Source organism: Streptomyces tritici (genome assembly GCF_048500665.1).
GTDB lineage: Bacteria > Actinomycetota > Actinomycetes > Streptomycetales > Streptomycetaceae > Streptomyces > Streptomyces tritici.
In genome coordinates, this window is record NZ_CP183183.1 from 1888326 (window position 1) to 1912230 (window position 23905).

21 protein-coding genes and 1 pseudogene are annotated in these 23905 nt (G+C 69.8%); 11 read left to right on the top strand and 11 right to left on the bottom strand.

Annotated elements, in window-relative coordinates; all coding sequences use genetic code 11:
• Nucleotides 1-4: 4 nt before the first annotated feature.
• The 4 genes from ACNJ93_RS08775 to ACNJ93_RS08790 all read left to right on the top strand — a co-directional run bounded on the left by ACNJ93_RS08775 (nt 5) and on the right by ACNJ93_RS08790 (nt 4491).
• The gene (locus tag ACNJ93_RS08775) at nt 5-1123 is read left to right on the top strand and encodes an energy-coupling factor transporter transmembrane protein EcfT (RefSeq protein ID WP_418956794.1); all 1119 of its coding nucleotides are present in this window, start codon (nt 5-7) and stop codon (nt 1121-1123) included.
• On the top strand, nt 1120-2907 hold the full coding sequence (locus tag ACNJ93_RS08780; protein ID WP_418956795.1) for an ABC transporter ATP-binding protein: 1788 nt from the start codon (nt 1120-1122) through the stop codon (nt 2905-2907). The genes ACNJ93_RS08775 and ACNJ93_RS08780 overlap by 4 nt, the downstream gene beginning before the upstream one ends.
• On the top strand, nt 2904-3788 hold the full coding sequence (locus tag ACNJ93_RS08785; RefSeq protein ID WP_418956796.1) for an ECF transporter S component: 885 nt from the start codon (nt 2904-2906) through the stop codon (nt 3786-3788). Before ACNJ93_RS08780 ends, ACNJ93_RS08785 begins: the two co-directional genes overlap by 4 nt.
• 295 nt (nt 3789-4083) lie before the next feature.
• Complete coding sequence (locus ACNJ93_RS08790) at nt 4084-4491, top strand: transglycosylase SLT domain-containing protein (protein WP_418956797.1); 408 nt, start codon at nt 4084-4086, stop codon at nt 4489-4491.
• A gap of 92 nt (nt 4492-4583) precedes the next feature.
• Here ACNJ93_RS08790 and ACNJ93_RS08795 read toward each other — a convergent pair whose 3' ends face one another.
• Nucleotides 4584-5762, bottom strand: a complete 1179-nt coding sequence (locus ACNJ93_RS08795) for a steroid 3-ketoacyl-CoA thiolase (protein WP_418956798.1) — start codon at nt 5760-5762, stop codon at nt 4584-4586.
• A gap of 331 nt (nt 5763-6093) precedes the next feature.
• Between ACNJ93_RS08795 and ACNJ93_RS08800 the strand changes: the two genes are divergently transcribed.
• From ACNJ93_RS08800 to ACNJ93_RS08810, 3 genes are all read left to right on the top strand, one after another.
• On the top strand, nt 6094-7344 hold the full coding sequence (locus ACNJ93_RS08800; RefSeq protein ID WP_418956799.1) for a cytochrome P450: 1251 nt from the start codon (nt 6094-6096) through the stop codon (nt 7342-7344).
• A gap of 136 nt (nt 7345-7480) precedes the next feature.
• Nucleotides 7481-8572, top strand: coding sequence for a DUF2330 domain-containing protein (locus tag ACNJ93_RS08805; RefSeq protein WP_418961351.1), 1092 nt, complete (start codon nt 7481-7483; stop codon nt 8570-8572).
• Nucleotides 8569-9237 (top strand): O-methyltransferase, encoded by a 669-nt coding sequence (locus ACNJ93_RS08810; RefSeq protein WP_418956800.1) that lies wholly within the window; start codon nt 8569-8571, stop codon nt 9235-9237. Before ACNJ93_RS08805 ends, ACNJ93_RS08810 begins: the two co-directional genes overlap by 4 nt.
• A 52-nt stretch (nt 9238-9289) precedes the next feature.
• Here ACNJ93_RS08810 and ACNJ93_RS08815 read toward each other — a convergent pair whose 3' ends face one another.
• Entirely contained in the window at nt 9290-10405 is a 1116-nt protein-coding gene (locus ACNJ93_RS08815; RefSeq protein WP_418956801.1) for a serpin family protein, read from the bottom strand.
• Between the two features lie 12 nt (nt 10406-10417).
• Between ACNJ93_RS08815 and ACNJ93_RS08820 the strand changes: the two are divergent.
• Nucleotides 10418-10597, top strand: a pseudogene (locus ACNJ93_RS08820) (antibiotic biosynthesis monooxygenase family protein); the annotation flags it as partial.
• Between the two features lie 304 nt (nt 10598-10901).
• Here the strand turns inward: ACNJ93_RS08820 and ACNJ93_RS08825 are convergent.
• Entirely contained in the window at nt 10902-11291 is a 390-nt protein-coding gene (locus ACNJ93_RS08825) for a hypothetical protein (RefSeq protein ID WP_418956802.1), read from the bottom strand.
• Nucleotides 11292-11469: 178 nt separating this feature from the next.
• Between ACNJ93_RS08825 and ACNJ93_RS08830 the strand changes: the two genes are divergently transcribed.
• Nucleotides 11470-11736 (top strand): GntR family transcriptional regulator, encoded by a 267-nt coding sequence (locus tag ACNJ93_RS08830; RefSeq protein ID WP_418956803.1) that lies wholly within the window; start codon nt 11470-11472, stop codon nt 11734-11736.
• A gap of 11 nt (nt 11737-11747) precedes the next feature.
• On the opposite strand, the gene ACNJ93_RS08835 is transcribed toward ACNJ93_RS08830, so the two are convergent.
• The 3 genes from ACNJ93_RS08835 to ACNJ93_RS08845 all read right to left on the bottom strand — a co-directional run bounded on the left by ACNJ93_RS08835 (nt 11748) and on the right by ACNJ93_RS08845 (nt 13551).
• Entirely contained in the window at nt 11748-12098 is a 351-nt protein-coding gene (locus tag ACNJ93_RS08835; protein ID WP_418956804.1) for a hypothetical protein, read from the bottom strand.
• 94 nt (nt 12099-12192) lie between these two features.
• Complete coding sequence (locus ACNJ93_RS08840) at nt 12193-12891, bottom strand: protein kinase domain-containing protein (protein WP_418956805.1); 699 nt, start codon at nt 12889-12891, stop codon at nt 12193-12195.
• Between the two features lie 216 nt (nt 12892-13107).
• Nucleotides 13108-13551: a glycine-rich domain-containing protein gene (locus ACNJ93_RS08845; protein WP_418956806.1), complete on the bottom strand. Its 444-nt coding sequence runs from the start codon at nt 13549-13551 to the stop codon at nt 13108-13110.
• 1707 nt (nt 13552-15258) lie between these two features.
• On the opposite strand from ACNJ93_RS08845, the gene ACNJ93_RS08850 reads away from it, so the two are divergent.
• Entirely contained in the window at nt 15259-16098 is an 840-nt protein-coding gene (locus tag ACNJ93_RS08850; RefSeq protein WP_418956807.1) for a helix-turn-helix domain-containing protein, read from the top strand.
• A complete protein-coding gene (locus ACNJ93_RS08855) occupies nt 16095-16301 on the top strand; it encodes a DUF397 domain-containing protein (protein ID WP_418956808.1) in 207 nt (68 codons plus the stop codon). Before ACNJ93_RS08850 ends, ACNJ93_RS08855 begins: the two co-directional genes overlap by 4 nt.
• Nucleotides 16302-16352: 51 nt before the next feature.
• Here the strand turns inward: ACNJ93_RS08855 and ACNJ93_RS08860 are convergent, their stop codons facing one another.
• The 5 genes from ACNJ93_RS08860 to ACNJ93_RS08880 all read right to left on the bottom strand — a co-directional run bounded on the left by ACNJ93_RS08860 (nt 16353) and on the right by ACNJ93_RS08880 (nt 23511).
• The gene (locus ACNJ93_RS08860) at nt 16353-16607 is read right to left on the bottom strand and encodes a hypothetical protein (RefSeq protein ID WP_418956809.1); all 255 of its coding nucleotides are present in this window, start codon (nt 16605-16607) and stop codon (nt 16353-16355) included.
• Between the two features lie 830 nt (nt 16608-17437).
• Nucleotides 17438-18247 carry a sigma-70 family RNA polymerase sigma factor gene (locus tag ACNJ93_RS08865; protein WP_418956810.1) on the bottom strand — a complete coding sequence of 270 codons (810 nt, stop codon included), beginning with the start codon at nt 18245-18247 and terminating at the stop codon, nt 17438-17440.
• 395 nt (nt 18248-18642) lie between these two features.
• Nucleotides 18643-20496, bottom strand: a complete 1854-nt coding sequence (locus ACNJ93_RS08870; RefSeq protein WP_418956811.1) for a DNA polymerase — start codon at nt 20494-20496, stop codon at nt 18643-18645.
• Between the two features lie 68 nt (nt 20497-20564).
• A complete protein-coding gene (locus ACNJ93_RS08875) occupies nt 20565-23000 on the bottom strand; it encodes a phage/plasmid primase, P4 family (RefSeq protein ID WP_418956812.1) in 2436 nt (811 codons plus the stop codon).
• On the bottom strand, nt 22987-23511 hold the full coding sequence (locus ACNJ93_RS08880) for a hypothetical protein (RefSeq protein ID WP_418956813.1): 525 nt from the start codon (nt 23509-23511) through the stop codon (nt 22987-22989). The genes ACNJ93_RS08875 and ACNJ93_RS08880 overlap by 14 nt, the downstream gene beginning before the upstream one ends.
• Between the last annotated feature and the right edge of the window lie 394 nt (nt 23512-23905).

Below are 23905 nucleotides of genomic sequence, written 5' to 3' on the forward strand. Positions count from 1 at the left end.
GCCGGTGAGACCGCTGCGCGCCCCCGAGGCGACCCGCTCGAACGCCCTGCACGCCGGGGCCTGGTGGCTGTGGGCGCTGGGCCTGGCGACAGCCGCGTCGCGGACGACGAACCCGCTGCTGCTGGGCCTGATCGTCGGGGTGGCGGGGTACGTGGTGGCGGCGCGGCGCACGGACGCGCCGTGGGCGCGGGCGTACGGGGCGTTCGTGAAGCTGGCGCTCTTCGTGGTGGCGGTGCGGACGCTGTTCACACTGGTCCTGGGCAGCGCGGTCCCCGGTACGACGACGCTGCTGACGCTCCCCGAACTGCCCCTGCCGGACTGGGCGCAGGGCGTGCGGATCGGGGGCCCGGTCACGGCCGAGGAACTGGTCTTCTCCCTCTACGAGGGCGCGAAGCTGGCGACGCTGCTGATCTGCGTGGGCGCGGCGAACGCGCTGGCGAACCCGGCGCGGCTGCTGAAGTCGCTGCCGGGCGCGCTGTACGAGGCGGGAGTCGCGGTGGTGGTGGCGATGACGTTCGCGCCGAACCTGGTCGCGGACGTGGCCCGGCTGCGGACGGCGCGCCGGCTGCGGGGCCGGCCGGCGGGCGGGGTGCGCGCGGTGCTGCAGATCGGGCTGCCGGTCCTGGAGGGCGCGCTGGAGCGCTCCATCGCCGTGGCCGCGTCGATGGACGCGCGCGGGTACGGCCGTACGGCGCGGGTGCCGGACGGCGTGCGGCGGACGACGAACGTGCTGACGCTGGGCGGGCTGCTCGGGGTCTGCGCCGGGACGTACGGGCTGCTGGCCGCGCGCGGCGCGGGCTACGGGCTGCCGCTGCTGGCCGCCGGGCTGCTCGCCGCGCTGGTGGGGCTGCGGCTGGGCGGCCGGCGCGCGGCGCGCAGCCGGTACCGGCCGGACCGGTGGGGCGCACGGGCCTGGCTGGTCGCGGGCTCGGGCGTGGCGGTCGCGGCGGCGCTGATCGCGGCGAACGGCGCCGGGGCGGCCGCGTACGAGGCGCTGCACCCCGGGGTGGTCCCGCTGGTGGCGCCGGAACTGCCGCTGTGGCCCGCGGCGGCGGTGCTGATGGGCCTGGCCCCGGCCTGGCTGGCCCCGATCCCCGACGGTGCGGCGAAGGAACCGGCATGATCCGCTTCGAAGACGTCTCGGTCACCTACGAGAACGAGCCGGCCCCCGCGCTGACCGGGGTCGACCTGACGATCCCCGAGGGCGAACTGGTCCTCCTGGTGGGCGGTTCGGGCGCGGGCAAGTCCACGCTGCTCGGCGCGGTGTCGGGCCTGGTCCCGCACTTCACCGGCGGGACGCTGCGCGGCCGGGTGACGGTCGCGGGCCGGGACACGCGCACGCACAAGCCGCGGGAACTCGCGGACGTGGTGGGCACGGTGGGGCAGGACCCGCGGGCGCACTTCGTCACCGACACGGTCGAGGACGAGCTCGCGTACGGCATGGAGAGCCTGGGCCTGGCCCCGCCGGTGATGCGCCGGCGCGTCGAGGAGACCCTCGACCTGCTGGGCCTCGCGGAGCTCCGCGACCGCCCGATCGCCACGCTGTCGGGCGGCCAGCAGCAGCGGGTCGCGATCGGCTCGGTCCTCACGACGCACCCGAAGGTCCTGGTCCTCGACGAGCCCACGTCCGCCCTGGACCCGGGCGCGGCGGAGGAGGTCCTCGCGGTCCTGCAGCGCCTGGTGCACGACCTGGGCACGACGGTGCTGATGGCGGAGCACCGCCTGGAGCGCGTGGTCCAGTACGCGGACCAGGTGATCCTCCTGCCCGGCGCCGGCGCCCCGCCGCGCATGGGCCCCCCGGAGCAGATCATGGCCGTCTCCCCCCTCCACCCCCCGGTCGTCGCCCTCGGCCACCTCGCCTCCTGGCACCCCCTGCCCCTCACCATCCGCAACGCCCGCCGCCAGGCGGCTTCCCTCCGCGCCAGGCTGGCGGCGGCCGGGGCGGCGGCCGCTGACGCGGCGGCGGAGGGCCAGGCCCCGGCCGCCCCCGCCCCCGCTCCGCGGGCCGGGTCCGGTCCCCGGCAGGGTTTCGGGAAGGGGTGGGGTGGGGGACTGCTCCGCCTCGCGCGAGGCCGCCCGCACCCGCCCGGCGCCCCGACCCCGTACGGCGACGCCGCCGCCCCGAGCGGCGACGCCCCCGCCCCGTACCGCGACGCGCTCGTCGACGTCCGTCGGCTGCACGTCCGCCGCGCCCGCGTGGAGGCCCTGCGGGGCGTCGATCTGGTCGTCCGCCCCGGCGAGACCGTCGCGCTCATGGGCCGCAACGGCGCCGGCAAGTCCACCCTGCTCGGCAGCCTCGTCGGCATGGTCGTGCCGGCCTCCGGCGAGGTCACCGTGGCCGGGCGCACCCCGCACCGCACCGACCCCCGCGAGCTGATCCGCCAGGTGGGCCTGGTCCCGCAGGACCCCCGCGACCTCCTCTACGCGGACACGGTCGCCGCGGAGTGCAGCGCCGCCGACGCCGACGCGGCCGCACCCCCCGGCACCTGCCGCGCCCTCGTCACCGCCCTGCTCCCCGGCGTCGCCGACGACACCCACCCCCGCGACCTCTCCGAGGGCCAGCGCCTCGCCCTCGCCCTCGCGGTCGTGCTGACCGCCCGACCCCCGCTGCTTCTGCTCGACGAGCCGACCCGCGGCCTCGACTACGCCGCGAAGGCCCGCCTCGTCGACGTCCTGCGCGGCCTCGCGGCCGACGGCCACGCCATCGTGCTGGCCACCCACGACGTGGAGCTCGCCGCCGAGCTGGCCCACCGCGTGGTGATCCTCGCCGGCGGCGAGGTGGTCGCCGACGGCCCGACCGCCGAGGTCGTGGTCTCCTCCCCCGCCTTCGCCCCGCAGGTCGCCAAGATCCTCGCCCCGGAGCCGTGGCTCACCGTGGCGCAGGTGAGGGAGGCCCTCGGCCGATGACCCCGCGCCCGTCCTCCCGGCCCCTCCGCCTCGGCCCCCGCTCCTCCGCCGCCGTCGCTCTCGTCTCGGCGCTCGGCCTGATGGCCTTCGGCTGGCCGCTCCTCGCCGACGCCGGCTCCGCCGTCACGGATCACGCCGCCGACGCCCCGTGGCTGTTCGCCGCGCTGCTCCCGCTCCTCGTCGCCGTCGTCGTGGCGACCGTCTCGGAGTCCGGCATGGACGCCAAGGCCGTCGCCATGCTCGGCGTGCTCGCCGCGGTGGGGGCCGCGCTGCGCCCGCTGGGCGCGGGCACGGCGGGCCTGGAGCCGATGTTCTTCCTGATGGTGCTGAGCGGCCGGGTCCTCGGACCGGGCTTCGGCTTCGTCCTCGGCGCGGTCACGATGTTCGCCTCCGCGCTGCTCACGGGCGGGGTCGGCCCGTGGATGCCGTTCCAGATGCTGTCCATGGCCTGGTTCGCCATGGGCGCGGGCCTGCTCCCGGCCACCCCGCACCGGTCCGGCGCCCGCGGCCGCGCCGAGCTGCTGCTCCTCGCCGGCTACGGCTTCCTCGCCTCGTTCGCGTACGGCGCGATCATGAACCTCCAGGGCTGGCCCATCGTGACCGGCCTCGGCGCGGGCGTCTCCTTCGAGCCCGGCGCGCCGGTCCACGAGAACCTGCTCCGCTTCTCCCTCTACTACGTCACGACCTCGCTCGGCTGGGACCTCGGCCGCGCCGCCCTCACCGTGGTCCTCACGCTCACCGTCGGCGGCCCCCTCCTGAAGGCCCTCCGCCGGGCCACCCGGCGCGCGAACTTCGAGGCCCAGGTCACATTCGAGGCCCCCGAAAAGGCCCCGCCCGGTGAGGCGCCCCACAGGACCCACGTCACATTCGACCCGGAATAGTAGACGCGCCCCCCGCGCCCGAACCGCCGCGAACCGCCATCTCACCCCCGAGCACCCCCTTACTCGGACATTTCACCCGACTTCCCTCGCGCCCACCTCCGAAGCTCCCTCGTACAGGGGGGTCGTTGCCAGCCCTTCCCGAGCCTGCTTCTCTGGAGTCGTCGCCGGGCAGCAGCGCACTCCAGCGCAGCGCCTCGGTCGGGCCGATCCCCCCAGTTCCCGGGTTCCCGGGCCCTGGTTCCGGCTTGCCCGAAACGCCTGGCGACAGCCCTTGTCCCCGACGTTAGGTCGCGTTTTGTTCCGCTCCATCGCCTCCCGTGCCGTCTCCCGCAAGAAGACCCTCGCCGTCTCCGCAGCCGTGCTGCTGAGCGCCTCGGGCGCGGTCCTCGGCACGACGGCCTCGGCTTCCGCCGCTCCCGCCGACGCGAAGACGATCGCCAAGAAGATCGTCCCGCCCGCCCAGTTCGCGTCGTTCAGCAAGATCGTGGAGCACGAGTCGGGTTGGAACCCCACCGCCACCAACTCCTCCAGCGGCGCGTACGGCCTGGTCCAGGCCCTGCCGGCCAACAAGATGGCCTCCGCCGGTTCCGACTGGAAGACCAACCCGGCCACCCAGATCAAGTGGGGCCTGAACTACATGAACGAGCGCTACGGCTCCCCGAACGCCGCCTGGGCGTTCTGGCAGGCCAACGGCTGGTACTAAGAGCCCCGGCTCCCGGCCCCACCGCGCGACCGCAAGGCCCCGCCTCCCTCCGGAGGCGGGGCCTGCGGCGTACCCGCTGCCGGGCAGGACGGTCAGAGCCGCTGGATGATCGTCCCCGTCGCCAGCGCCCCGCCCGCGCACATCGTGATCAGCGCGAACTCCTTGTCCCGCCGCTCCAGCTCGTGCAGCGCCGTCGTGATCAGCCGCGCCCCGGTCGCGCCCACCGGGTGGCCGAGGGCGATCGCCCCGCCGTTCACGTTGACCTTCTCCAGCCCGTCGAGGTCCGATTCGAAGACCTGCGCCCAGCTCAGCACCACCGACGCGAACGCCTCGTTGATCTCGACGAGGCCGATGTCCCGCAGGCTCATCCCCGCCTTGCCCAGCACCGCCCGCGTCGCGTCGACCGGGCCGTCCAGGTGGTAGTGCGGATCCGCGCCGACCAGCGCCTGGGCGACGATCCGGGCGCGCGGTTTCAGCTTCAGCGCGCGGGCCATCCGCTTCGAGGCCCACAGGATCGCGGCCGCGCCGTCGGAGATCTGCGAGGAGTTGCCGGCCGTGTGCACGGCGGTCGGCATGACGGGCTTCAGGCCGGCCAGCGCCTCCATGGAGGTGTCCCGCAGGCCCTCGTCCCGGTCCACCAGCCGCCACATGCCCTGCCCGGCGGCCTGCTCCTCCTCCGTGGTCGGCACCTGCACCGCGAAGGTCTCCCGCTTGAAGCGCTCCTCGGACCAGGCGACCGCCGCCCGCTCCTGGGAGAGCAGCCCGAGCGAGTCGACGCGCTCGCGCGACAGGCCGCGGCGGCGGGCGATGCGCTCCGCGGCCTCGAACTGGTTGGGCAGGTCGACGTTCCACTCGTCGGGGAACGGCTTGCCGGGCCCGTGCTTGGAACCGGAACCCAGCGGCACGCGCGACATCGCCTCCACGCCGCACGAGATGCCCACGTCCACCACCCCGGCCGCGATCATGTTCGCGACCATGTGGCTCGCCTGCTGCGAGGAGCCGCACTGGCAGTCGACGGTCGTCGCGGCGGTCTCGTACGGCAGGCCCATCGCGAGCCAGGCGTTGCGCGCGGGGTTCATGGACTGTTCGCCGGCGTGGGTGACCGTGCCGCCGACGATCTGCTCGACGCAGTCGGGCTGGATGGCGGTGCGACCGAGCAGTTCGCGGTAGGTCTCGCCCAGGAGGTAGGCGGGGTGCAGATTGGCGAGCGCGCCTCCGCGCTTGCCGATGGGGGTGCGTACGGCTTCGACGATGACGGGTTCCGCGGCCATGGGCTCGTCCTCTCCTCGTACTTCCGCGCACCTGCGTGCACGTCCTTGCGCTCCGGCGGGCGTCCCGGCGCCACACCGAGGAACTAGTACGTGTTCTAGTTCTCCCGTGCAGTCTTATGACTGCTACCCCCGGTACGCAAGGGTCGTGCACGCGCGGGCGGCCGCCCCCGCCACGCCTCACGTGCGGCGACGCGCATAGACCCGGGCCGCCGCGCGCCCCCGCGCCCCCGCCGCCCGCAACAGTTCCCGCCACAACCCTTGCCACTTGTAGAACTCGTTACTACCTTTCCGGCAACTTCTGACGGGCCATCAGACATGGAGGGTGCCCGCGATGCCCTGCCCCCACCTCCCCGAAGGGTTCGACGCGACCGACCCCGATCTGCTCCGGAGCCGTATCCCCTTCCCGGAGTTCGCGACCCTGCGGCAGACCGCGCCCGTCTGGTGGTGCCCCCAGCCGCGCGGGATCACGGGCTTCGACGACGAGGGCTACTGGGCCGTCACCCGGCACGCCGACGTCAAGTACGTCTCGACGCACCCCGAGTTGTTCTCCTCCACCGAGAACACCGCCGTCATCCGCTTCAACGAGCACATCACCCGGGAACAGATCGAGGTCCAGCGGCTGATCATGCTCAACATGGACCCGCCGGAGCACACCCGCGTCCGCCAGATCGTCCAGCGCGGCTTCACCCCCCGGGCCATCCGCACCCTGGAGGCGGCGCTGCGCGAGCGCGCCCGCGCGATCGTCGGCGAGGCGAAGCGGAACGCGGCCGCCGACGGCTCCTTCGACTTCGTCACCCGCGTCGCCGTCGAACTCCCGCTCCAGGCCATCGCCGAGCTCATCGGCGTGCCCCAGGAGGACCGGTCCCGGATCTTCGACTGGTCGAACAAGATGATCGCCTACGACGACCCCGAGTACGCGATCACCGAGGAGATCGGCGCCGAGGCCGCCATGGAGCTGATCGGCTACTCCATGAACATGGCCGCCGCGCGCAAGGAGTGCCCGGCCCAGGACATCGTGACCCAGCTCGTCGCGGCGGAGGGCCAGGGCAACCTGTCGTCCGACGAGTTTGGCTTCTTCGTGCTGCTGCTCGCCGTGGCCGGGAACGAGACCACGCGCAACGCCATCAGTCACGGCATGCACGCCTTCCTCACCCACCCCGAGCAGTGGGAGCTGTTCAAGCGCGAGCGGCCGGCCACCGCCGCCGAGGAGATCGTCCGCTGGGCGACGCCGGTGGTCTCCTTCCAGCGCACCGCGACGCAGGACACCGAACTCGGCGGCCAGAAGATCAAGAAGGGCGACCGGATCGGCCTGTTCTACTCCTCGGCCAACAACGACCCCGAAGTCTTCGAGAGCCCGGAGGTCTTCGACATCACCCGCGATCCCAACCCGCACCTCGGCTTCGGCGGTGGCGGTCCGCACTTCTGTCTCGGCAAGTCGCTCGCCATCCACGAGATCGAGCTGATCTTCAACGCGCTCGCCGACGAACTGCCGGAACTGGCCCTCGCGGGCGAGCCGCGACGGCTGCGCGCGGCCTGGCTGAACGGAATCAAGGAACTCCAGGTCCGCATCCCGACCGCCTGACGGACCCTGACCGGGGGCCCACCGGCCCGTGATCGGCCCCTGGTCGGCACTGGTCGGCCCGTGATCGGTCCCTGACCGATCCTGACCGGCCCGTGGCCGGAACCGATTGCTCCGATCGGTAGTCTCACACCCCATGATGCGGGGCAGACAAAGAATCCTCACCCTGGTGTTCGCGCTCCTGGCGCTCCAGCTCGGCTCGCTGATCTCTCCGGCGTACGCCTGCGGCTGCGGCGCCATGGTGCCCGACCGCAACCAGCGGATCGGGGTCGACCAGGAGACGTCGGCGGTGCGTTTCAACGGCCGTACGGAACAGATCGTCATGCGCTTCACCGTGCGCGGCGACGCCGAACGGGCCGCGTGGATCATGCCGGTGCCGTCCCGGGCGGACGTCGAACTCGGCGACCCCCGGCTCTTCCACGACCTCGAGTGGCTGACGCGCCCCGAGGAGAAGCACCGGTACTACTTCTGGCCGCGCAACGGGGACTGGCCGTTCGCGGACGGCGACGGCGCCGGCGCCGCGGCTCCGGCGCCGGGCGCGGACGGCGGGGGCGTCGGCGTCGTGGGGCAGGAGCGCCTCGGCCCGTTCGACGTGGCCCGGCTGACCGCCACCGACCCGGCCGCGCTCAGCGGTTGGCTGAAGAAGAACGGTTTCGAGTTCTCCGAGGGACTGAAGGACGCGCTGCGTCCGTACGTCGACCTGAAGTGGGAGTACGTCGCCGTCAAGCTGGCCCCCGAGGAGCAGGGCCAGAAGCTCCAGGGCGAGCTCGACCCCCTGAAGATCCGCTTCGCCAGCCACGAACTCGTCTACCCCATGCGCCTGTCGAAGCTGGCCAAGACCCCGCAGTCGCTGCGGCTGTTCGTCCTCGCCGACCACCGCATGGAGCCCCAGTCGGACCTGGGCGGCGGAAAGCCGGAGGTGGCCTTCGCCGGCCGGATCGACACCCCGGAGGGCCCGGTCGCCGCGCTCACGGACGGCCAGCCGGTCTATCTGACCGAGATCGACCAGCGGTTCCCGCAGCCCGAGAAGATCAACAGTGACCACGTGCTGCGCGTGGCCGACGCCGACACCCCGTACCGCGAGGTCTACTACACCGACCGGCTGCTGACCGTCGGCGACGGCATCCCGGTCTGGATGCTCACTGTGGGCGGCGTCCTGGCCGCCGCGGCCGGCGTGACCGTGGCGATTCGGGTGCGGCAGCGGCGCGCTGCGGTACGTTCGACGGCATGACTCATGATCAATGGACGGCTGTCGACGGCTACTTGACCGACCTCCTGGCCCCGGCCGACGAGGCCCTGACCGCCGCGCTGGACGACAGCGCGGCGGCCGGGCTGCCCGCCATCGCCGTGGCCCCCAACCAGGGCAAGCTGCTGAACCTCCTGGCGACCGTGCAGGGCGCCCGGAACATCCTGGAGATCGGCACCCTCGGCGGGTACAGCACCATCTGGCTGGCCCGGGCGCTGCCCGCGGACGGCCGGCTGATCACACTCGAGTACAACCCGGACCACGCCGACGTGGCCCGCGCCAACCTCGCGCGGGCCGGCCTGGACAAGGTCGTCGAGGTGCGCACCGGCGCGGCCCTGGACACCCTGCCCCAGCTGGAGGCGGAGGGCGCTGGCCCGTTCGACCTGACGTTCATCGACGCGGACAAGGCGAACAACCCGCACTACGTGAGCTGGGCGCTGAAGCTGTCCCGCCCGGGCAGCCTGATCGTCGTGGACAACGTGGTCCGCGAGGGCAAGGTCGCCCGGGCCGACGAGAGCGACCCGGCGATCACCGGTACCCGCGCGATGTTCGACCTGGTCGCCCGCGAGCCGCGCCTCGACGCCACGGCGATCCAGACCGTCGGCTCCAAGGGCTACGACGGCCTCCTCATCGCCCGCGTCACCGCCTGACGCCCTTCCCTGCCGGGACTGAAGCACTTCCTGCCGGGGCTGACGCGTCGCCTCAGACGGTCTCCCCGTCCGTCGGCGCGCTGGAACGCCAGCCCGCGAAGAGCGGCAGGCTCCCAGTCGCGTCGAGGACGGCGAAGCCGAAGGGCCGGTCGACCGCGATGCGTTCGGTCCGCAGCCGCGGGGGCACGGCCGCGCCGCGGGTCATGACGACCGCGGTCGCGGCCGCCGCCTCCACGCCCTCCTCGGCGACCCGCACGTACGCCTCCTGCGCCGCGTCGGAGACGTACAGCGGCCCCGGGGACAGGCCGGAGAAGTCGGCCCGCTCCGGGTCGGTCGCCGCGCCGACGCCGAGCGCGGCCAGCTGCGCGTGCACGTCGATCGTGGTCCGGACGGAGAACCGGGGCAGCGCGAGCTCCACGGCCTCGGCCGCCACCGGCGTACGCGCCTCCGGCCCGGCCCAGGCGGCGGGCAGCGCCTCCGCCGGCCCGTCCCGTTCCTCCCCGAGGACGAACCGCATCCGGGGCGCGGCGCCCTCCGGTCCCGCGCAGGGCAGCTCCACGACGGTCGCCCCGCCGACCCGCCATGCCTGCGCGGCGGGCAGCAGCCGGTGCATGGTGGGGACGGCGGTGGTGTCCCCGTACCCGTCGGTGAACGCCGCGTCGCGCGTGCGCGCGGGCGCGAACGGCGCCTCCCAGGCGGCCTTCAGGGCGAGGGCGTTCACGAGGACCAGCGCGGCCCCCGGGTCGAGCGACAGCGGCAGCCGCTCGATCAGGCCGCCGGTCGCCTCCCGCACCCACGCGTCGACGGGCGCCTGGCCGGCCAGCACCCCGAACCCGACGTCCGGCAGCGCCTCCCGGTACGCGCCGCGCACCGGCACCCGGCTCCACACGCCCGTCGCCACGGCCACCGCCCCGCCCGAGGCCACCGCCCGGCCCGCCTCCGTCACCGCCCCGGCGGCCCGCTCGGCCGGAATCCCCAGCAGCGCGCCCAGCTCCTCCGCCGTCCCGCCCCGCGCCCCCGCGGCCACCGCCCCGAGCGCCAGCCACAGCCCGGCGGGCGAGCACACGAAGTCGTCGTCGCCGAGCCGCGGCAGCCAGCGCCCGGCGAGCGCCCGGACGGCCGCGCCGGGAAGCGCGGTCCGGCCGGGAGTGATCGGTGCGGCGGTCATATCCTGCCCTTCATGAGCATCGTGAAGATCAACGTCCTGACCGTGCCGGCCGAGCAGCGCGAGGTCCTGGAGCAGCGGTTCGCCTCGCGGGCCGGCGCCGTGGAAGGTTCCGACGGCTTCGAGTGGTTCGAGCTGCTGCGCCCCCTGGAGGGCACCGACCAGTATCTGGTGTACACCCGCTGTCCCGACGATCCTCACTAGCAGTACTGACGATACAACGCAGACCGCCACATACAACACAGAAGCCCCGCCCGGCACTTGGCCGAACGGGGCGTTTTGCTATCTGCGAGGGACTACGCGTCGCGTTCAAGCTCTCCGGGCATCGGGCCGGGGACCATGGCCACCCCGTGAGTCGGGCAGGCGTACAGGGTGACTCCGGGGCCGCTCTGGCGTTCCACGTATCCCACTTCCATGGGGGCCCATGTCCAGCGCTTGCAGCGGCAGCACACCGCCCCGCCCCGACCCGGTGCGGTCACACGTGTGAGAGCTTCGCGGGTCATGCGGTCACCCCCACGGCGAGCGCGGCGAGGGTTTCGAACTGGTCCCCCTCGTAGCCGTACGGGTAGTCCACGCCGAGGGTGGCGAGGACGGCAGCCGTGCGCCGCTCGCGGATCACCCCAAAATTCAACGTGTCCTCGGCGAGTGCGTACGGGCGGATGAGTTCGGTGTCCTCTCCGCGGAGCGGCATCCGTCGTGCGCGGACGTGCTCGGGGGTGGGCGTCGGCCACGGCTTCATCCCGGGACCCGTGAGGGTGGGCAGGGTTTCAGGCGCGCGGTACGCGGCGGAGTGGCGTCCGGGCCGGCGGCTCGGCATGAGTTCGAGTGCGCACCAGAGGACGAGCAGCAGCCCGAGTCCGATGGATGCGAGGGCGATAAGATCGCGCATGTCTGGTCAGCTCCCAATAGCTGATCGGCGGAGCCCCGGCGGACCGATACCAGCGGTCTTCCGGGGCATTTTCGTGTTCGGGAAGTCACGCTAAGCCAACTCGTCTAACTCGTCTACCTGTCTAGCTCGTATACCCGTCTAACTCGCCCATGTTTGGCTGTTTGTCTACGCTGCCCCCATGCCCGAGACCCCGAGCGGCCCCCGCGCCCCGTACATGGATGTGCTGGACGCGCTTGTGGACGAGATCAAAAGCAAGTCCCCGGGCGAAGCGGTTTCGTCAGAGGCGGAACTCTGTGCCCGTCACGGCGTGGCCCGGATGACTGCCCGCCGAGCGATCGGCATTGCCCGTGAGCGAGGGCTCATCGAGACCCGTTGGGGGAAGGGCAGCTTCGTCGCCCCTGCCGCCGGCTCGGGCAGCGAGGACGACGACCAGGCGGACGAGTAGCCCGCGCGGGTTCAGCGGTGCGGGAGGTCTCGTGCTTCCCACGAATGCCCGCATCCGTGGTCTGTCGGCAGGGTGCACGCGGTTCGTTCCAGTCGGGGAAGCGTCTCGTCCTCCGCTACGCAGACCGTGACGCGGACGTACCTGATTTCGTCGCTGTCGTCGTCCCACTCGACCCACAGTTCCGGATCGGCGCCGGGGGCGAACTTGTGGGCGGCGTGCTGGTCGCCGTGACCCCTGCCAAGTTCACAGCAGCCGACCGAGTCATAGAGCCGGGGGTAGTCACTCTCTTTTGCCCCGGTGTCCCGCATGGCAGTCAACAGCTCCACGTAGGGAAGCCGTCGCGTGTCGTTGCAGAGGTACATGGTCGTTCCTTGGTTCCGAGACTAGGGAGCCCCGCCCGTGCACCACGGGGGGAGCGCACGGACGGGGCGGCATGTGGGCGTACGTCGCGTGGCTCTACGTGGCGAGCATCAGCGCCGTGCAGATCTCATCGGCCGTCGGCCGGTCTGACGGTCGGTAGCTCAACATGGCGTCGGTGAGCCTGCCGAGTTCCCCAGCGATCACGACCGGACGATGCGGCTTGTCTACGATCGCCTGCCGCTGTTCCTCCCGCGACGCATCGTCGGCGTAGGCAACGTGACGCCACCCGGTGGCACTGATCAGCAGAGAAGCGCCCAACGCGTACACGTCGGATTCGGGGGTGGGCTCGGCGGTGCCATGCGCGAGGACGCTCCGAGCAATCTCGGGCGCTTCGTAGTGGACGAGACAACCCTTGTAGGGGAAGTCCCACCGGGCCGGGACGTGCCCGCCTCGGGCGAGACCGAGATCAATCAGGGTCGCTTCGGCGCTGCCCATGATCAGGTGCGCCGGCTGCACGTCACCGTGTACCCATCCAGACCGGTGCAGCTTGGCGAGGGCCGTAGCACTGGCGAGCGCATCGAGTCGACTCGGAACGGATCTGTTGCCGGGTGCGCGGTGCGGTGCCCACTTGTCGTACAGGCTCGGGCCCGAGTGCCACGGCTGCACGCTCCACGTACCCTCGGCCCATTCGCCGTCATGGATGGGTCCGGCCCCGAGGGCGCGCAGGATGTGTGCTTCGCGGCTCGGAGCAAGGGCGGTATGGGCGTGCGTGTGACTCGGGTATCCGATCTTCACCGCGTACGGTCCGCCCTCGGCCACGACGTGCCAAACCGTCGACCCTCGCCGGTTGACTACAGGCCGAACGCTCGTCGGCGTGATCACGTCCAATACCCCACGCGGGAGTTCCTTGGGCGGTGTGCTTGTCCTCATTCTCGACTCTCCAAACGGCACGGAGCCGACCACCGAAGACGGCAGCCGGCTCCGCGCACTCTCACGGCCGGACCGTACTGACTACACGGCTCGGTAGTCGCGCCCGCAGTCCGAGTCACACTGCGCGGCGTTCGCTCCGTCCACGGTCCACAGGTCATCCATGACCATGAATCCCTTCGCCTTCATGGCGTGCGCGGTCGCCTGCACCTCCTCCAGGACCCGACCGCCACCGCCGGGGCGCGGGTTGTGCTCCAGGAACCGGCCCGCGTGCTTGTGGCAGAACTCGCGGTAGTCCGGGGTGTGCAGGATGAACGCGTGAAGCGCTCCGTCCACGTCGTCGGACGGGACCATCTTCACCGTGGCCGTGCCGACCGTGGCGACGAACGCCAACGCCTGGTCGGTCGCGCGCTCCGCCTTCTCCTGGGAGTAGCCGAAGTGCGTGACGGTGAACTCGGCGATGCTGTCGAACAGCTCCGGCTCGACCAGGCTGCGACCGGTGCGGAGATCGGACGATACAGCGGTCATGCTCTCACTCCTTGGTTCGATTGCGCATGGAACCTGCCCGCGCAACGGACAGGGTCTTGCCCGCTCCCTCAGCCCCGGGACCTCCCCGCAGTAAGGGGCCGAGCCGAGGGAGCGGAGTTCATGGGTGGGCGGTACTGCGGGCACGTGACACGGCGCCGTTGCTCGGCCGTCGCACCGCGCACGCAGTGCCCGCCCCGGTTGTTGATCTCGGCGAGATCCACGCCGCAGCAGTCCGTACGGACGGCTTCGCGGGCCGCGATGTGCCACACACGGGGCCAGTGGTACGTGATGCTGCCGCCGAGCAGCCCGCCGTGAGTCCCCGCGTGCATCGAGGGCAGCACGCAGACAACCACACCGCCACCGGCCCACCACAGACGCGTTTGGGCCGTGGCTCGGCACTGTTCTACGGTCATCGGATCAACACCACGTCTTCAATCGAACGGGCAAAGATCCCGTGCCCACGGTTGCGCTGGTGCTCGGCACAGTGAGCGGTCACCTGCGCCACTTTCAGCGGCCCCACGCCCCACCCGCAGTCACCAAACAGGCACGCCGCAGAGGCGAGCGGCGGACCCGCAATGCTGATCACGGGAACCGGGTGCGCGGGGGCGATAGTCACGACTGCCATACCTGCGAATCGTCCGCGTACACGTGCTCGGAGTCGTCGGGCTCCGGGCCGGCGAGGGACAACACGGGTGCGCGGTAGACAGGGACCAGGGCGGCACTGTGGTAAACGGTGCGGCTGCCCGCCGGGGTCACCCAATGCACGTGCACCCACGTGTGAACCCTTCCGGCGTGCGTCTCCACCAAAGCCGCCGTGCGCCACCACCGCCCCAACAACACCTGATCCCCGCGGCGGAGTTGGATCGCGCTCAAGCGCCGGTCCTCGCCCTCGGGAACGGGCACGCCGTAGGGGTTCGCGTCCGGCCAGTACGCGCGGTCCGGCTGCCGCCGTATCGGCATGGTCACTCGCTTTCGATTGGGACCGCTCTCCCCCATTCGGTCGGGACCACGAAGGGGGAGAGCGGGGTTCAAGGGGTTGTCAGCAGGAAGCCGACTACCAAGCCCGCGTAGAGCTGAAAGCCCATCCATACGAGCCGGATAACGGTCATCGGTCGTGCACCCTCACGGGGAACCCACACGGGCCACCACCGCCACGTCCGCGAACTGTCGAGCGAAGCGGGTGTGGGCCGGGTGAAGCCCGGTATGCCTCATGCACGCTTCGTCCACGGGCTGCACAGCAGTGCTCGGCGCGGACTTCCACTCGCACCCTTCGTGCAGGCAGTTCGCCGACACCGCCGGCTCGGTCTCGGGGTCGCGCTCGATGTGGTGCAGCGCGTACCCGAACACCCGCGTCACGGGCCCGACGTCGGTACCGGCGAGGTGAGCACACGGATACGCGCGCACTCTTCCTCGGTCGGTCGCCGCAACTCGTCCGGGACTGCCGTCCACTGCGTGCCCCCACCCGGGGGCGCCAGGTGGACCACGTCACCGTCCCACGCCGTGACCCTCCCGAGCCGGGACGTTCCCTCGGCGGTGTCTGCCGCCATGAACGTTCCAAGCTCGGGAACCGTCGTCGCCGGCTTTGGGCTCGGGCGAGCGTTGTGTTCGGGCACGACCGCTCCTCTCCGTAGCGCTTCCACTACCAGGAGCCGTAAGCGTGGCTTACAGTCGACCTCTCTTCAACTGGCCTGATCGGAAGGAAGAGTTGTGGCTAACCGCAAAGAGCTGGACGCCACGTCCAGTCCTCTGGCCGCTTACGGAGTGCTTTTACGCAGGTTGCGCGACCAACGAGGCTGGACGCAGGAGGACGTAGCCTCACGCTCGGCATATTCCAGCCAGCATATTTCCGCTGTTGAAACTACCCGCAAGCCACCCTCCCTTCCGTTCTCGGTGCAGATGGACGAGATCTTTGGAACGAAGGGAAGCGTCGACTCCCTAGAGCGCGAGTGGCACAAGACACGCCCCGGGCCGCTCCTTGAGGGGTTCCCGGAGTACGTCGCCAACGAGGGCAAGGCGGTGGAGATCCGCCTATACGAAATCGGCATCGTGCCCGGTCTGTTGCAGACACCCGCATATGCCCGATGCTTGGCGGACAGCAACGTTCGGCGCGGCGCGATCACTCCAGGGCGAGCGGACAGGCGAGTTCGGTTCCTGGCGGAGCGCCAAGCGGCCCTAGTGCGCGATCGTCCGCCGATGATGCTCATAGTCCTAGATGAGAGCTGTATTCGGCGCAGGGTCGGCGGCCCTGAGATCATGGCCGAACAGCTCGACCGGCTGTTGGAGGTCGCAGACCAACCCAACACCGTGGTACAGATCGCACCTTACGAAATGGGCGAGCGCCGGGCGCTCGACCTACCACTCAACCTGTTGACCTTGCCCGATATGACCGTGCTCGCGTACGCCGAGTCTCAGATCCGAGGGCACATGGAGCGCAACACGGACTCGGTGTTGGCTCTGCTCAAGACCTACCATCAGGTGCAAGCCGAAGCCCTGTCGCAAGCGGCAACGGTGGCCATGATCCACGAGGCACGAAAGGCTCTCCCGTGACGTCCCAGACCCCGCAGTGGTTCAAGTCCTCTTACAGCAACAACGACGGCAACTGCGTGGAAGTCGCCACCAACCTTGCCGCCACGATCGGTGCCGTCCCCGTCCGAGACTCGAAGACCCCCGCCGGCCCCGCCCTCGCTCTGTCCGCTTCCGCGTTCTCGTCGTTCATCGAGGGCGTCAAGGGCGGGCAGCTCAGCGCCTGAAACGCCAAAGGCCCCGCCCCGCCCCCGAGTTGGGAGTAGGGCGGGGCTTTGTCATGCTGCGGCAAGTCGCCGCGTCGGGGGCAGGAAAGGCAGACCTGTGGGCGGGTCCTGGTCGGGCGTCCGATCGGTGAGCCAGACTCCCCAACGTTCGTCGTGTCGGGATACGCGGTGGACCGACACCCCGTAGCGCTTGGCCAGTCCAGCACGAACGAGCACCTGCGCCATACGCATGGCCTGGTCGTAAGCGTCGGTCTTGGACTCGTAGCCGTCGACAAACGTGCGGGTGGGGGCAGCAGCCGTGATCACGCGGTCCCCCTGTTCTGCGCGGCGGACTTGTTGGCACGGTCCAGAGCTTCCAGCCGAAGCCGGTCGTCCCACACGCACCAAAGCTCACCAACGGGCATCCACCGGCCCGTCTCTTCGGATCTCGCCCACGTCCATTCACCCACCACGTTGCCTGTGGTGAGGCAGTGAGCCGTGATTCGCCACGTCACCTCGGGCGACGCTTCCATGAGTGCTGCGACTCGCGGCCCGAACTGTGCCAACGCTGCCGCTAGGGCACTTTCCGTGTAGACCGCTACCCGCTGCGGCGGCACCTTGAGCGCCGGTACCCACTCCCAGAAAGCCCCCCCGGGCCCGCTCTGGAAGATCTCTACGCGCAGCTCGGCAGTGACGTCCCCGCCACCCTCGCCGGCGCGGTTCGTCGTGATCGTGACCCTTTCAGACTGCATAACCCACCCCATCCGTTCGAACAACCTTTCGGCTGCGCCATCGAGATTAGGTCACGATCACGACACGAGCAAGGGGGTTTCGTGAAGAGTTACGCAGGTCAGAGCGCTGCGGTTCCCTTCTGCACCTCAACCGGAGTGGCTGATTCTCAACCCCCCTGCAAGTGGCCGATGTTGAGTGTTTAACCGCGCTCGCGGGGTGCTTGTTCCCCCACGGGGGCTACGCGACGCAATCAGGTGTTTGTCAGGTTCGGGCACGTCGGGGTAGCTCCGAGAGCAGCCGTGCAGCCTCACCGGCTCGGCGAGTCACCGTTGCGACGGTCCGCCCCCCGGCGTCTCGAACGTGGATGTCCACCAGGGCGCCGCACCGCGTCACGGTGACCGTGCCGCCGTCTCGGCTCGGGATCGTCACCATGCGCGTGCACCAGCTCGGTACAGCTCGGCGAACCGCTTGCTCCCCTTGGTCCGCGCTTGCTGGACCTGATAGCGGGTGCACCCCATGTCCGCGGCTAGCTCGTCGTCGTCGGCCCCGGGCTGGTACTGCGCCACGGGGGCGATGCCGAATCCCGCCTTGATCACGTGACGCTGCCGCTCGGAGAGCAGTCCCAGCGTGCGGTGTACCTGGTCGCGGATGACGGTTCGACGGTGCGACGCGATGTCCGCGGAGGTGATCAGCTCGGCGGGGGTCCCGGTCTCGCGCTCGATTTTCTCGGCGAGGGTGAACGTTTCTCCGTCCTCGCACGGGACGGGTCGGTCAAGGTAGTCCAGGCCGAGCCAAGAGAGCCGTGCCGCGTAAGCGTGCTCGGGGCTCATCCTGCGGTCGCCCATGTCGTCGCTCGCTGCGATGCGCTCGGCTTCGAACGGGTCCCCGCCGGCGAGGACGAGCGCGGACTCAAAGTCCTTAGCCGCACGGGCGGTGACTCCGGGACGGGTCTCCGCGCGCAGCGTTTCCAACATGGCCGCGTTGATGTGCCGGTCAATGTAGGACATGAAAGCTGCGGGCGTATCTCCGTCGAACTTTCCTATGCACTGCCAGACCGCTACGCGGCCGGTCTGCGTGAGATCTTCGGCGAGCGTGTTCCCGTTTTCCGCGGCAGAGCCCGCATAGTGGCGCGCGCGGGACGATATGAGCGTTTCAGTTTCCTGAATGATTGCCGTAATCGCGTCCAGATCGTTGACCTTAGCGGCAGCGATTTGGGCATGGGTGATGTGCGTCATGGACCGTGGCTCCGTGTCTCGGGGGCTTTGGTCCCTGTGGGGACCAAGGGATTCCCGGAACGGAGCGCGAAAGGGCATGGAAGCCCTACAGCTCGAATGCAATGCGCCTTGCAAAAGGGCATGGAAATGCCCCGTCCCGGATTAGCAGGACGGGGCTTGCGCATTGCCGTGGTCGCTGCGTGGCACCGAAATTAGGTCGGCATCACGGAGCGGACAACGTCATAGATTCGTGCGTTATCTTCGCTTACTCGGACAAAGGTTCTGGATTGGGCACGTGACCGTTATCTGACGGAGCGTCATTGCTCGATTCGTAACCGAACGGAGGGCAACCCTCCCCGGGGCTCGGGTGTCCACGTGCACGCAAGACCGCGGAAAACAGCAGGTCAGGCGCCATTTCAGTAGTCGGCGCCATACAGCGAGCCCCACGAGCGCCCGCCGATCTCCGGGTCAGCAGTGATCGGCACGCCGTACAGGTCCATGGACATGCACCGCTGGAACTCCCGCGCGACGTCCTCGGCGTCACGCTGCGGCACTGACGCCAAGACTTCGTCATGGATAGGCAGGCGGCAGAATTCGAGCAGCCCGGCACCCTCGATGTTTAGTAGGGCTTGCCCGAGCAGATCCCGAGCCGCACTTTGACAGGCATAATTCACGACACTGTAAGTGCGGTCCCGGTCCAGCGGGAGCCGGCGACCGGTTGCGGAAATGAAGACCATGCGGTTTTGGAAAGCCTGCCGCTGCCAACGCGAGGACGCGCGCTTGATCTCCGGAAAGGCCCGGTCGTACGCGGCTACCGCTTGCGCAATCTCGACTTCCTCGGCTCCGGTCTGCTTCGCGATCGTCGCGACTCCGCCCCCGTACACCTTTCCGAATCCGGCGCCCTTAAAAATCTTCCGATGCCGCGGGGTGGCGTTCTCACCCTTGATCAGCTTTGCCGTGTAAGTGTGAATGTCGAACTCGTCGCCACCGTTGATGAACCCTTCTTTCATGCGGCGGACGTTGGCGAGTGCTGCGAGGACCCGCATTTCTACGGCCTGAAAGTCGGTCGACACCATGACGTGTCCGGGCTCGGCGAGGATCGCGCGGCGGATCACGTGGTCCGAGGACGGAAGTTGGTGCAGTCCGGCCGTGACGGACATGCGGCCCGTGCGTGCCGCGAGGGGCGACACGGTGGGGTGGATACGCCCCGCAGCGGAGAGGTTCGCTAGGAACCCCTCGGCGTAGGTCTTGCCCCACTTGCCGGCCCGCTTGGCTCTCAGCACGGCGTCCGCGAGCGGGTTGGGCTCTCGGGCCCCGATGCGCTGCCAGTCCCGGTCAAGGTCGGCAAGCGGGAGTAGGACGGTCTTGTCTGTCGAGAGCGCCCCTCCCTTGGTCCGCTCGGTCAGCCGTTCACCCATGCCCAAGAGGGCTTCGGCCACCTGCGCCGAGCTGCCCACCTTCGTCACGCCGTACCGGGCTGCCACGGTCGCGTAGCGCTCGGCGTCCTCGGCGAGCCGGCCCGCGAGGGTCGACGTGTAGTCCCGGTCCACGAGCAGCCCCGCGCGCTGCATCACTGCGCAGATTCGCGCTATCTCGTGTTCGTACGTGACGAGCTGGTGCCTGACGCCGAGCCGGTCCAGCTCTCGGCGGAGTAGCGGAGCGAGCCGAGCCGTGAGGATGACGTCAAGCCCGCCGTAGAGCAGGAAAGTTGGGTTCGTGAGCGGGATACCGGCCCACCCGGTTTCTTTCGTGAACCCGAGGGAGTTGAAGACGCGCGTAAGCCCGCCCTGTGTGTCCGGGGCTGCGGGGTCAATCCAATTTGCCGAAAGGGGCTTTAGGGCGGTTCCTGCCCCGCCCTCGGAGGGCTGCCGTGGGTCGATGAGGGCGGCGAGGATGCGCGTATCCGTGGTGTACGGCGCGAGATCTTCCAGCCGAATTCCCGCGTGCTCATCCAGGACGAGCCAGTCAAACGCGGCATTGTGGATGAGCACTTCGCGGCAACGCGAGATTGCCTCACGGGCGTACTGTGCGTGCCAACCGCCCCGCTCGTACAGCAGCACCCATGCTTCGTGTGCGTCGCCGAATTGCACGGTGCGGAGCCGGTATCCGGCCGAGTAGATGTTGAGTCCGGTTGTCTCAGTGTCCAGCGCGATCGGTCCCCGCTCCCGGGCCCGGTAGAGCCAATCCCAAAAGAGCTTGAGATCGGCGGTGTCCTCGGGCACGTTCACGGTGACCGACTCACCGGCCAGGGTGTGCCGGAAAGTCAGCATGGGTCCCCCTAAACGAAAAGCGGGCCGCCCACCGTGAATTGGTGGACGACCCGCGTATGAAGTGTGCGTCAGTTGGCGAAGATTCCCGGCCCCGCTGCGTCAGGGCTCTCGTCGGACTCTCGAAGTCCTACGAGAGCGATACCGCGCATGGTCTTCCGGCGGTAGATTCCGCGTTCTTCCATGGCGTCATAGAAGGCACGTCGGGTCCACCGTTCCTTTGCGGGCAGGTTCTCGGCTTCGCACCATTCGAGATACGCGTTAAACGCTTCGTTGCCGTTCATCACGTGGTCGTCGTCGGCGGGCTCCAGAACACCGGGGAAGAAGCCGGCTAGCTGGTCGCTCGTCTCTCGGTACTCCTGTGAGGCACCCGTGATGACCTGCGGGTCTCGGAGCCCACCCCGGTACCAGTCGACCGCCCCGCGGACCGCCCAAGCGGCAATGCCCTCGGCTTCCTCCAGTAGCTTCGCGTCCAGCTCGGTATCCCGCTCGTGGGGAGCGAAGTACCGCAGGAACGGCAGCAACTTGACGCGACGCCAAAGCCCCTCGTCCTGACTCTTAAACTTGGGCTTGTGATTGGTCGCGAGCATCAGCAGAAATGACGGCTTGAATTCGAAGAACTCCCGTCGCAGATAGCGGGCCGAGATCATGTCCTTACCGGTCACCCTCTTTAGGATCGCCTCGGACATGGGAGCCCCGCTCTCGCCCTCGGACGCCATGACGAGTCGGGCGCCACGCAATGCCGCGATATCGTTAGGAATGCCGCCGCTGGACTTCGCTTCAAACGTCGCGAACGGCGTGGTCTTGCTGATAGCACGGAATACCGCCGTGAGGGTGTCGACAAGCACGGACTTACCGTTGGCTCCCTTCCCCCACAAAACAGCGAACGACTGTTCCGTAACGTGCCCGGTAATGCCGTAGCCCACGAGACGCTGAATGTACGCGGGCATGTCCGGCATACCTGGGAAGATCTCAGCGAGGAAGGTTTCCCACCGCGGACAGGCCGCTTCCGGCCGGTAATCAAGGTCGAGCCCGTACGTGAGCATGTCGCGCATGTCATGCGGACGGAGCCGGCCCGTACGGAGATCCACAATCCCGTTCTTGAACGCGAGCAGATCCGGCCGGTTATCGAAATCGGCTGCCTCTACCCGCACGGACGGCACGGACTTGAGTTCCGTCATGAGTGCGTCAATGCGCGTGGTCATGGTGAATCCGCGAGCAGCCTGTGTCTGTCCCGCGAGGACGAGCGCGGCCCCCATGCGGTGGATTTCCTGCCGGACGCGGGTGTCACTGCGGACCCACACCGAGCCATCCCACGTATAGAACCCGAGCCCGGACGCGTACCGAATTCGGCCCCCGCACCACGCAATAAGCGCGTGTGCGTTCATCGCGTCCGACTCGCCAAGCTGCCCCACGAGCCGGGCAAGGATCTCGGCGGCTTCGGCGCCCTGGTCCCGGGTCACCGCGTCGGCTCCCGTGCGCTCGGCAAGCTCGGCGGAGCGGGCTTCGTCCTCGGCGTCCGCCGAGTCCCGTACGGGCTTGGCTGCCTTGACCGCACGGTGAAGCTCGGTGGCGAACCGGTCGGGCCCGTCCTCGCGCCAATCGGTCAAGTCCCAACCGGGACGCGGGATTTCGAGCGCGTACGCCGTGACACCGTGCCCGGCGAGACCGGCCGCGAGCCGTGCCGTGAAGCCCGAGCCCGCTCGGTCGGCGTCGCCGGCGAGGATGACGAGCGAGCCCCGCAGCCCCTCGGCAAGCTCCGCCACCAGTTCGGGCGAGCCGGCGAGGGAAGCCCCGCGAACGGCAACGGCGTCATAGCCACACGCAACGGCCGTGAGCGCGTCTCCGGGCCCCTCGCAGACCAGGACCGTGCCGTAACCGCCCGCGCCGCGGAACACGCCGTACGGGGACCAGCGGTGACCGCGCGGGTTGACCAGGGAGAGCCACCGCGCGGGGCAGTCGCCGGAGAGGTCCCGTCCCTGTAGTCCTCGGGTCACTCCGTCCCACCCGTGCAGCGGGACCGTGAGCCGGGGGTGAGCCCGGTACTGCCGAGACAGGTACGGAAACGCGTCGCCCTGGTCCCCGGGGTCCACGCCGATGCCGAGATCTATCGCGGTCTCGACATCGAGCCCGAAGCGCTTCGCAAGATAGTCCCGGGCTCGCCCGGCCCACTCGGACGACCAGTCGCCGAGAGCTGCGGTGGTGCGATCGACGTAGGCAGCGAGACCGGCAACGAAGCGCGGGGGGACCAGCTCGGGTCGCTCGGCGGACACCGTGGCTCCGGGGCCGGACACATCGAACAGCGCCGACCAGTCGAGCCCCACAGCCCGGATGACGTCTGCCGTGTCGCAGCCGGCGCGACACGTGATCCTGACTTTCAGGTCCTCGCCCCGCCATAGGCGGAGGCTCGGGCGTCCGTCGTCGTGGGCGGGGCAGCGTGCCACGTACCCGCCGTCCTGGTGCTCGGCGACATCGCCGAAGCGGGAGAGCAGATCAGCGAACAGCACGGCTCACCCCCGAGCGAGCGCGGTAGTCCGCGAGCAGAGACGCGAAGTCCCACAGGGGCAGGGACACGTACCAGCGAGCCGTGTCGAGACCGCGCACGGTGAACGTGCAGCCGTACAGCTCGGCCATGGTGCGACTCGTGTGCCCGAGGGCGAGCCGGACCCGTGTCCACGTGCGGACAGTGAAATGAACGCGCCCCGCGTGGACCGGGGCTCGGCGGGTCTTGTGCACGACCACGCCGTAAGGGAAGCCCGCGTGCCGGGCTTCGACTTCCGCTTGCCGCAGCCACGTCGGAACAGCGGCGCTCGCCACGTCCTTACATTCCAGAATGAACGGGACCGCGTGCACGTCGCCCACGTCCGCGGCACCCTCTTGCGCAGCCCGGCGGACGTTCATGCCGTCGAAGGGGTCCACGAACGTGCCGCGCTCGTCGACCAGCCCGAGAAAGCCGTTCAGGAAGTCCCGTACGGCGCTCTCCCACGCCGTGCCGCGTGCCTTGTTGGGGTTAGCCAAGGTCGGCCCCCTGACGGATCACGCAGCCCCGGCCCATGGCGTGAGCTGCCGCAGCGAGATAGCGCAACCAGTCCGGGCGGGTCTTCCAGCCCTCGTAAAGGTGTAGCTCGTCGCCGGCCGAGAGTTCGCGCACGTCCCCGATAGGGGGCGCGTAGTCGGCAGATATTTCGTAGATCATTCGTCCCCCCACACAGCAGAGGGCCGGACAACCGTTTTGGTCGCCCGGCCCTCTGCCTGGTCGTCGTTCTTAGTTCCGCTCGCCGGATACGTCCGGGGTGATAAGTCGGACGTGCTCCGCGGAAATCCATTCCTTGCGGAGGGATCGGCGCTTCGTGAACCCGGACTCAATGCCGGTGGGCTGGACCCGAAGCATTGCGCGAAGCCGACCGTCCAC

Excerpts from the sequence above, each read along its gene's own strand:
- ACNJ93_RS08830 (WP_418956803.1), top strand. The coding sequence starts at position 11,470 with ATGCCCGAGACCCCGAGCGGCCCCCGCGCCCCGTACATGGATGTGCTG.
- ACNJ93_RS08810 (WP_418956800.1), top strand. The coding sequence starts at position 8,569 with ATGACTCATGATCAATGGACGGCTGTCGACGGCTACTTGACCGACCTC.
- ACNJ93_RS08800 (WP_418956799.1), top strand. The coding sequence starts at position 6,094 with ATGCCCTGCCCCCACCTCCCCGAAGGGTTCGACGCGACCGACCCCGAT.
- ACNJ93_RS08780 (WP_418956795.1), top strand. The coding sequence starts at position 1,120 with ATGATCCGCTTCGAAGACGTCTCGGTCACCTACGAGAACGAGCCGGCC.
- ACNJ93_RS08795 (WP_418956798.1), bottom strand. The coding sequence starts at position 5,762 with ATGGCCGCGGAACCCGTCATCGTCGAAGCCGTACGCACCCCCATCGGC.
- ACNJ93_RS08845 (WP_418956806.1), bottom strand. The coding sequence starts at position 13,551 with ATGACCGCTGTATCGTCCGATCTCCGCACCGGTCGCAGCCTGGTCGAG.
- ACNJ93_RS08835 (WP_418956804.1), bottom strand. The coding sequence starts at position 12,098 with ATGTACCTCTGCAACGACACGCGACGGCTTCCCTACGTGGAGCTGTTG.
- ACNJ93_RS08870 (WP_418956811.1), bottom strand. The coding sequence starts at position 20,496 with ATGCTGACTTTCCGGCACACCCTGGCCGGTGAGTCGGTCACCGTGAAC.
- ACNJ93_RS08825 (WP_418956802.1), bottom strand. The coding sequence starts at position 11,291 with ATGCGCGATCTTATCGCCCTCGCATCCATCGGACTCGGGCTGCTGCTC.
- ACNJ93_RS08865 (WP_418956810.1), bottom strand. The coding sequence starts at position 18,247 with ATGACGCACATCACCCATGCCCAAATCGCTGCCGCTAAGGTCAACGAT.
- ACNJ93_RS08815 (WP_418956801.1), bottom strand. The coding sequence starts at position 10,405 with ATGACCGCCGCACCGATCACTCCCGGCCGGACCGCGCTTCCCGGCGCG.
- ACNJ93_RS08785 (WP_418956796.1), top strand. The coding sequence starts at position 2,904 with ATGACCCCGCGCCCGTCCTCCCGGCCCCTCCGCCTCGGCCCCCGCTCC.
- ACNJ93_RS08805 (WP_418961351.1), top strand. The coding sequence starts at position 7,481 with ATGCGGGGCAGACAAAGAATCCTCACCCTGGTGTTCGCGCTCCTGGCG.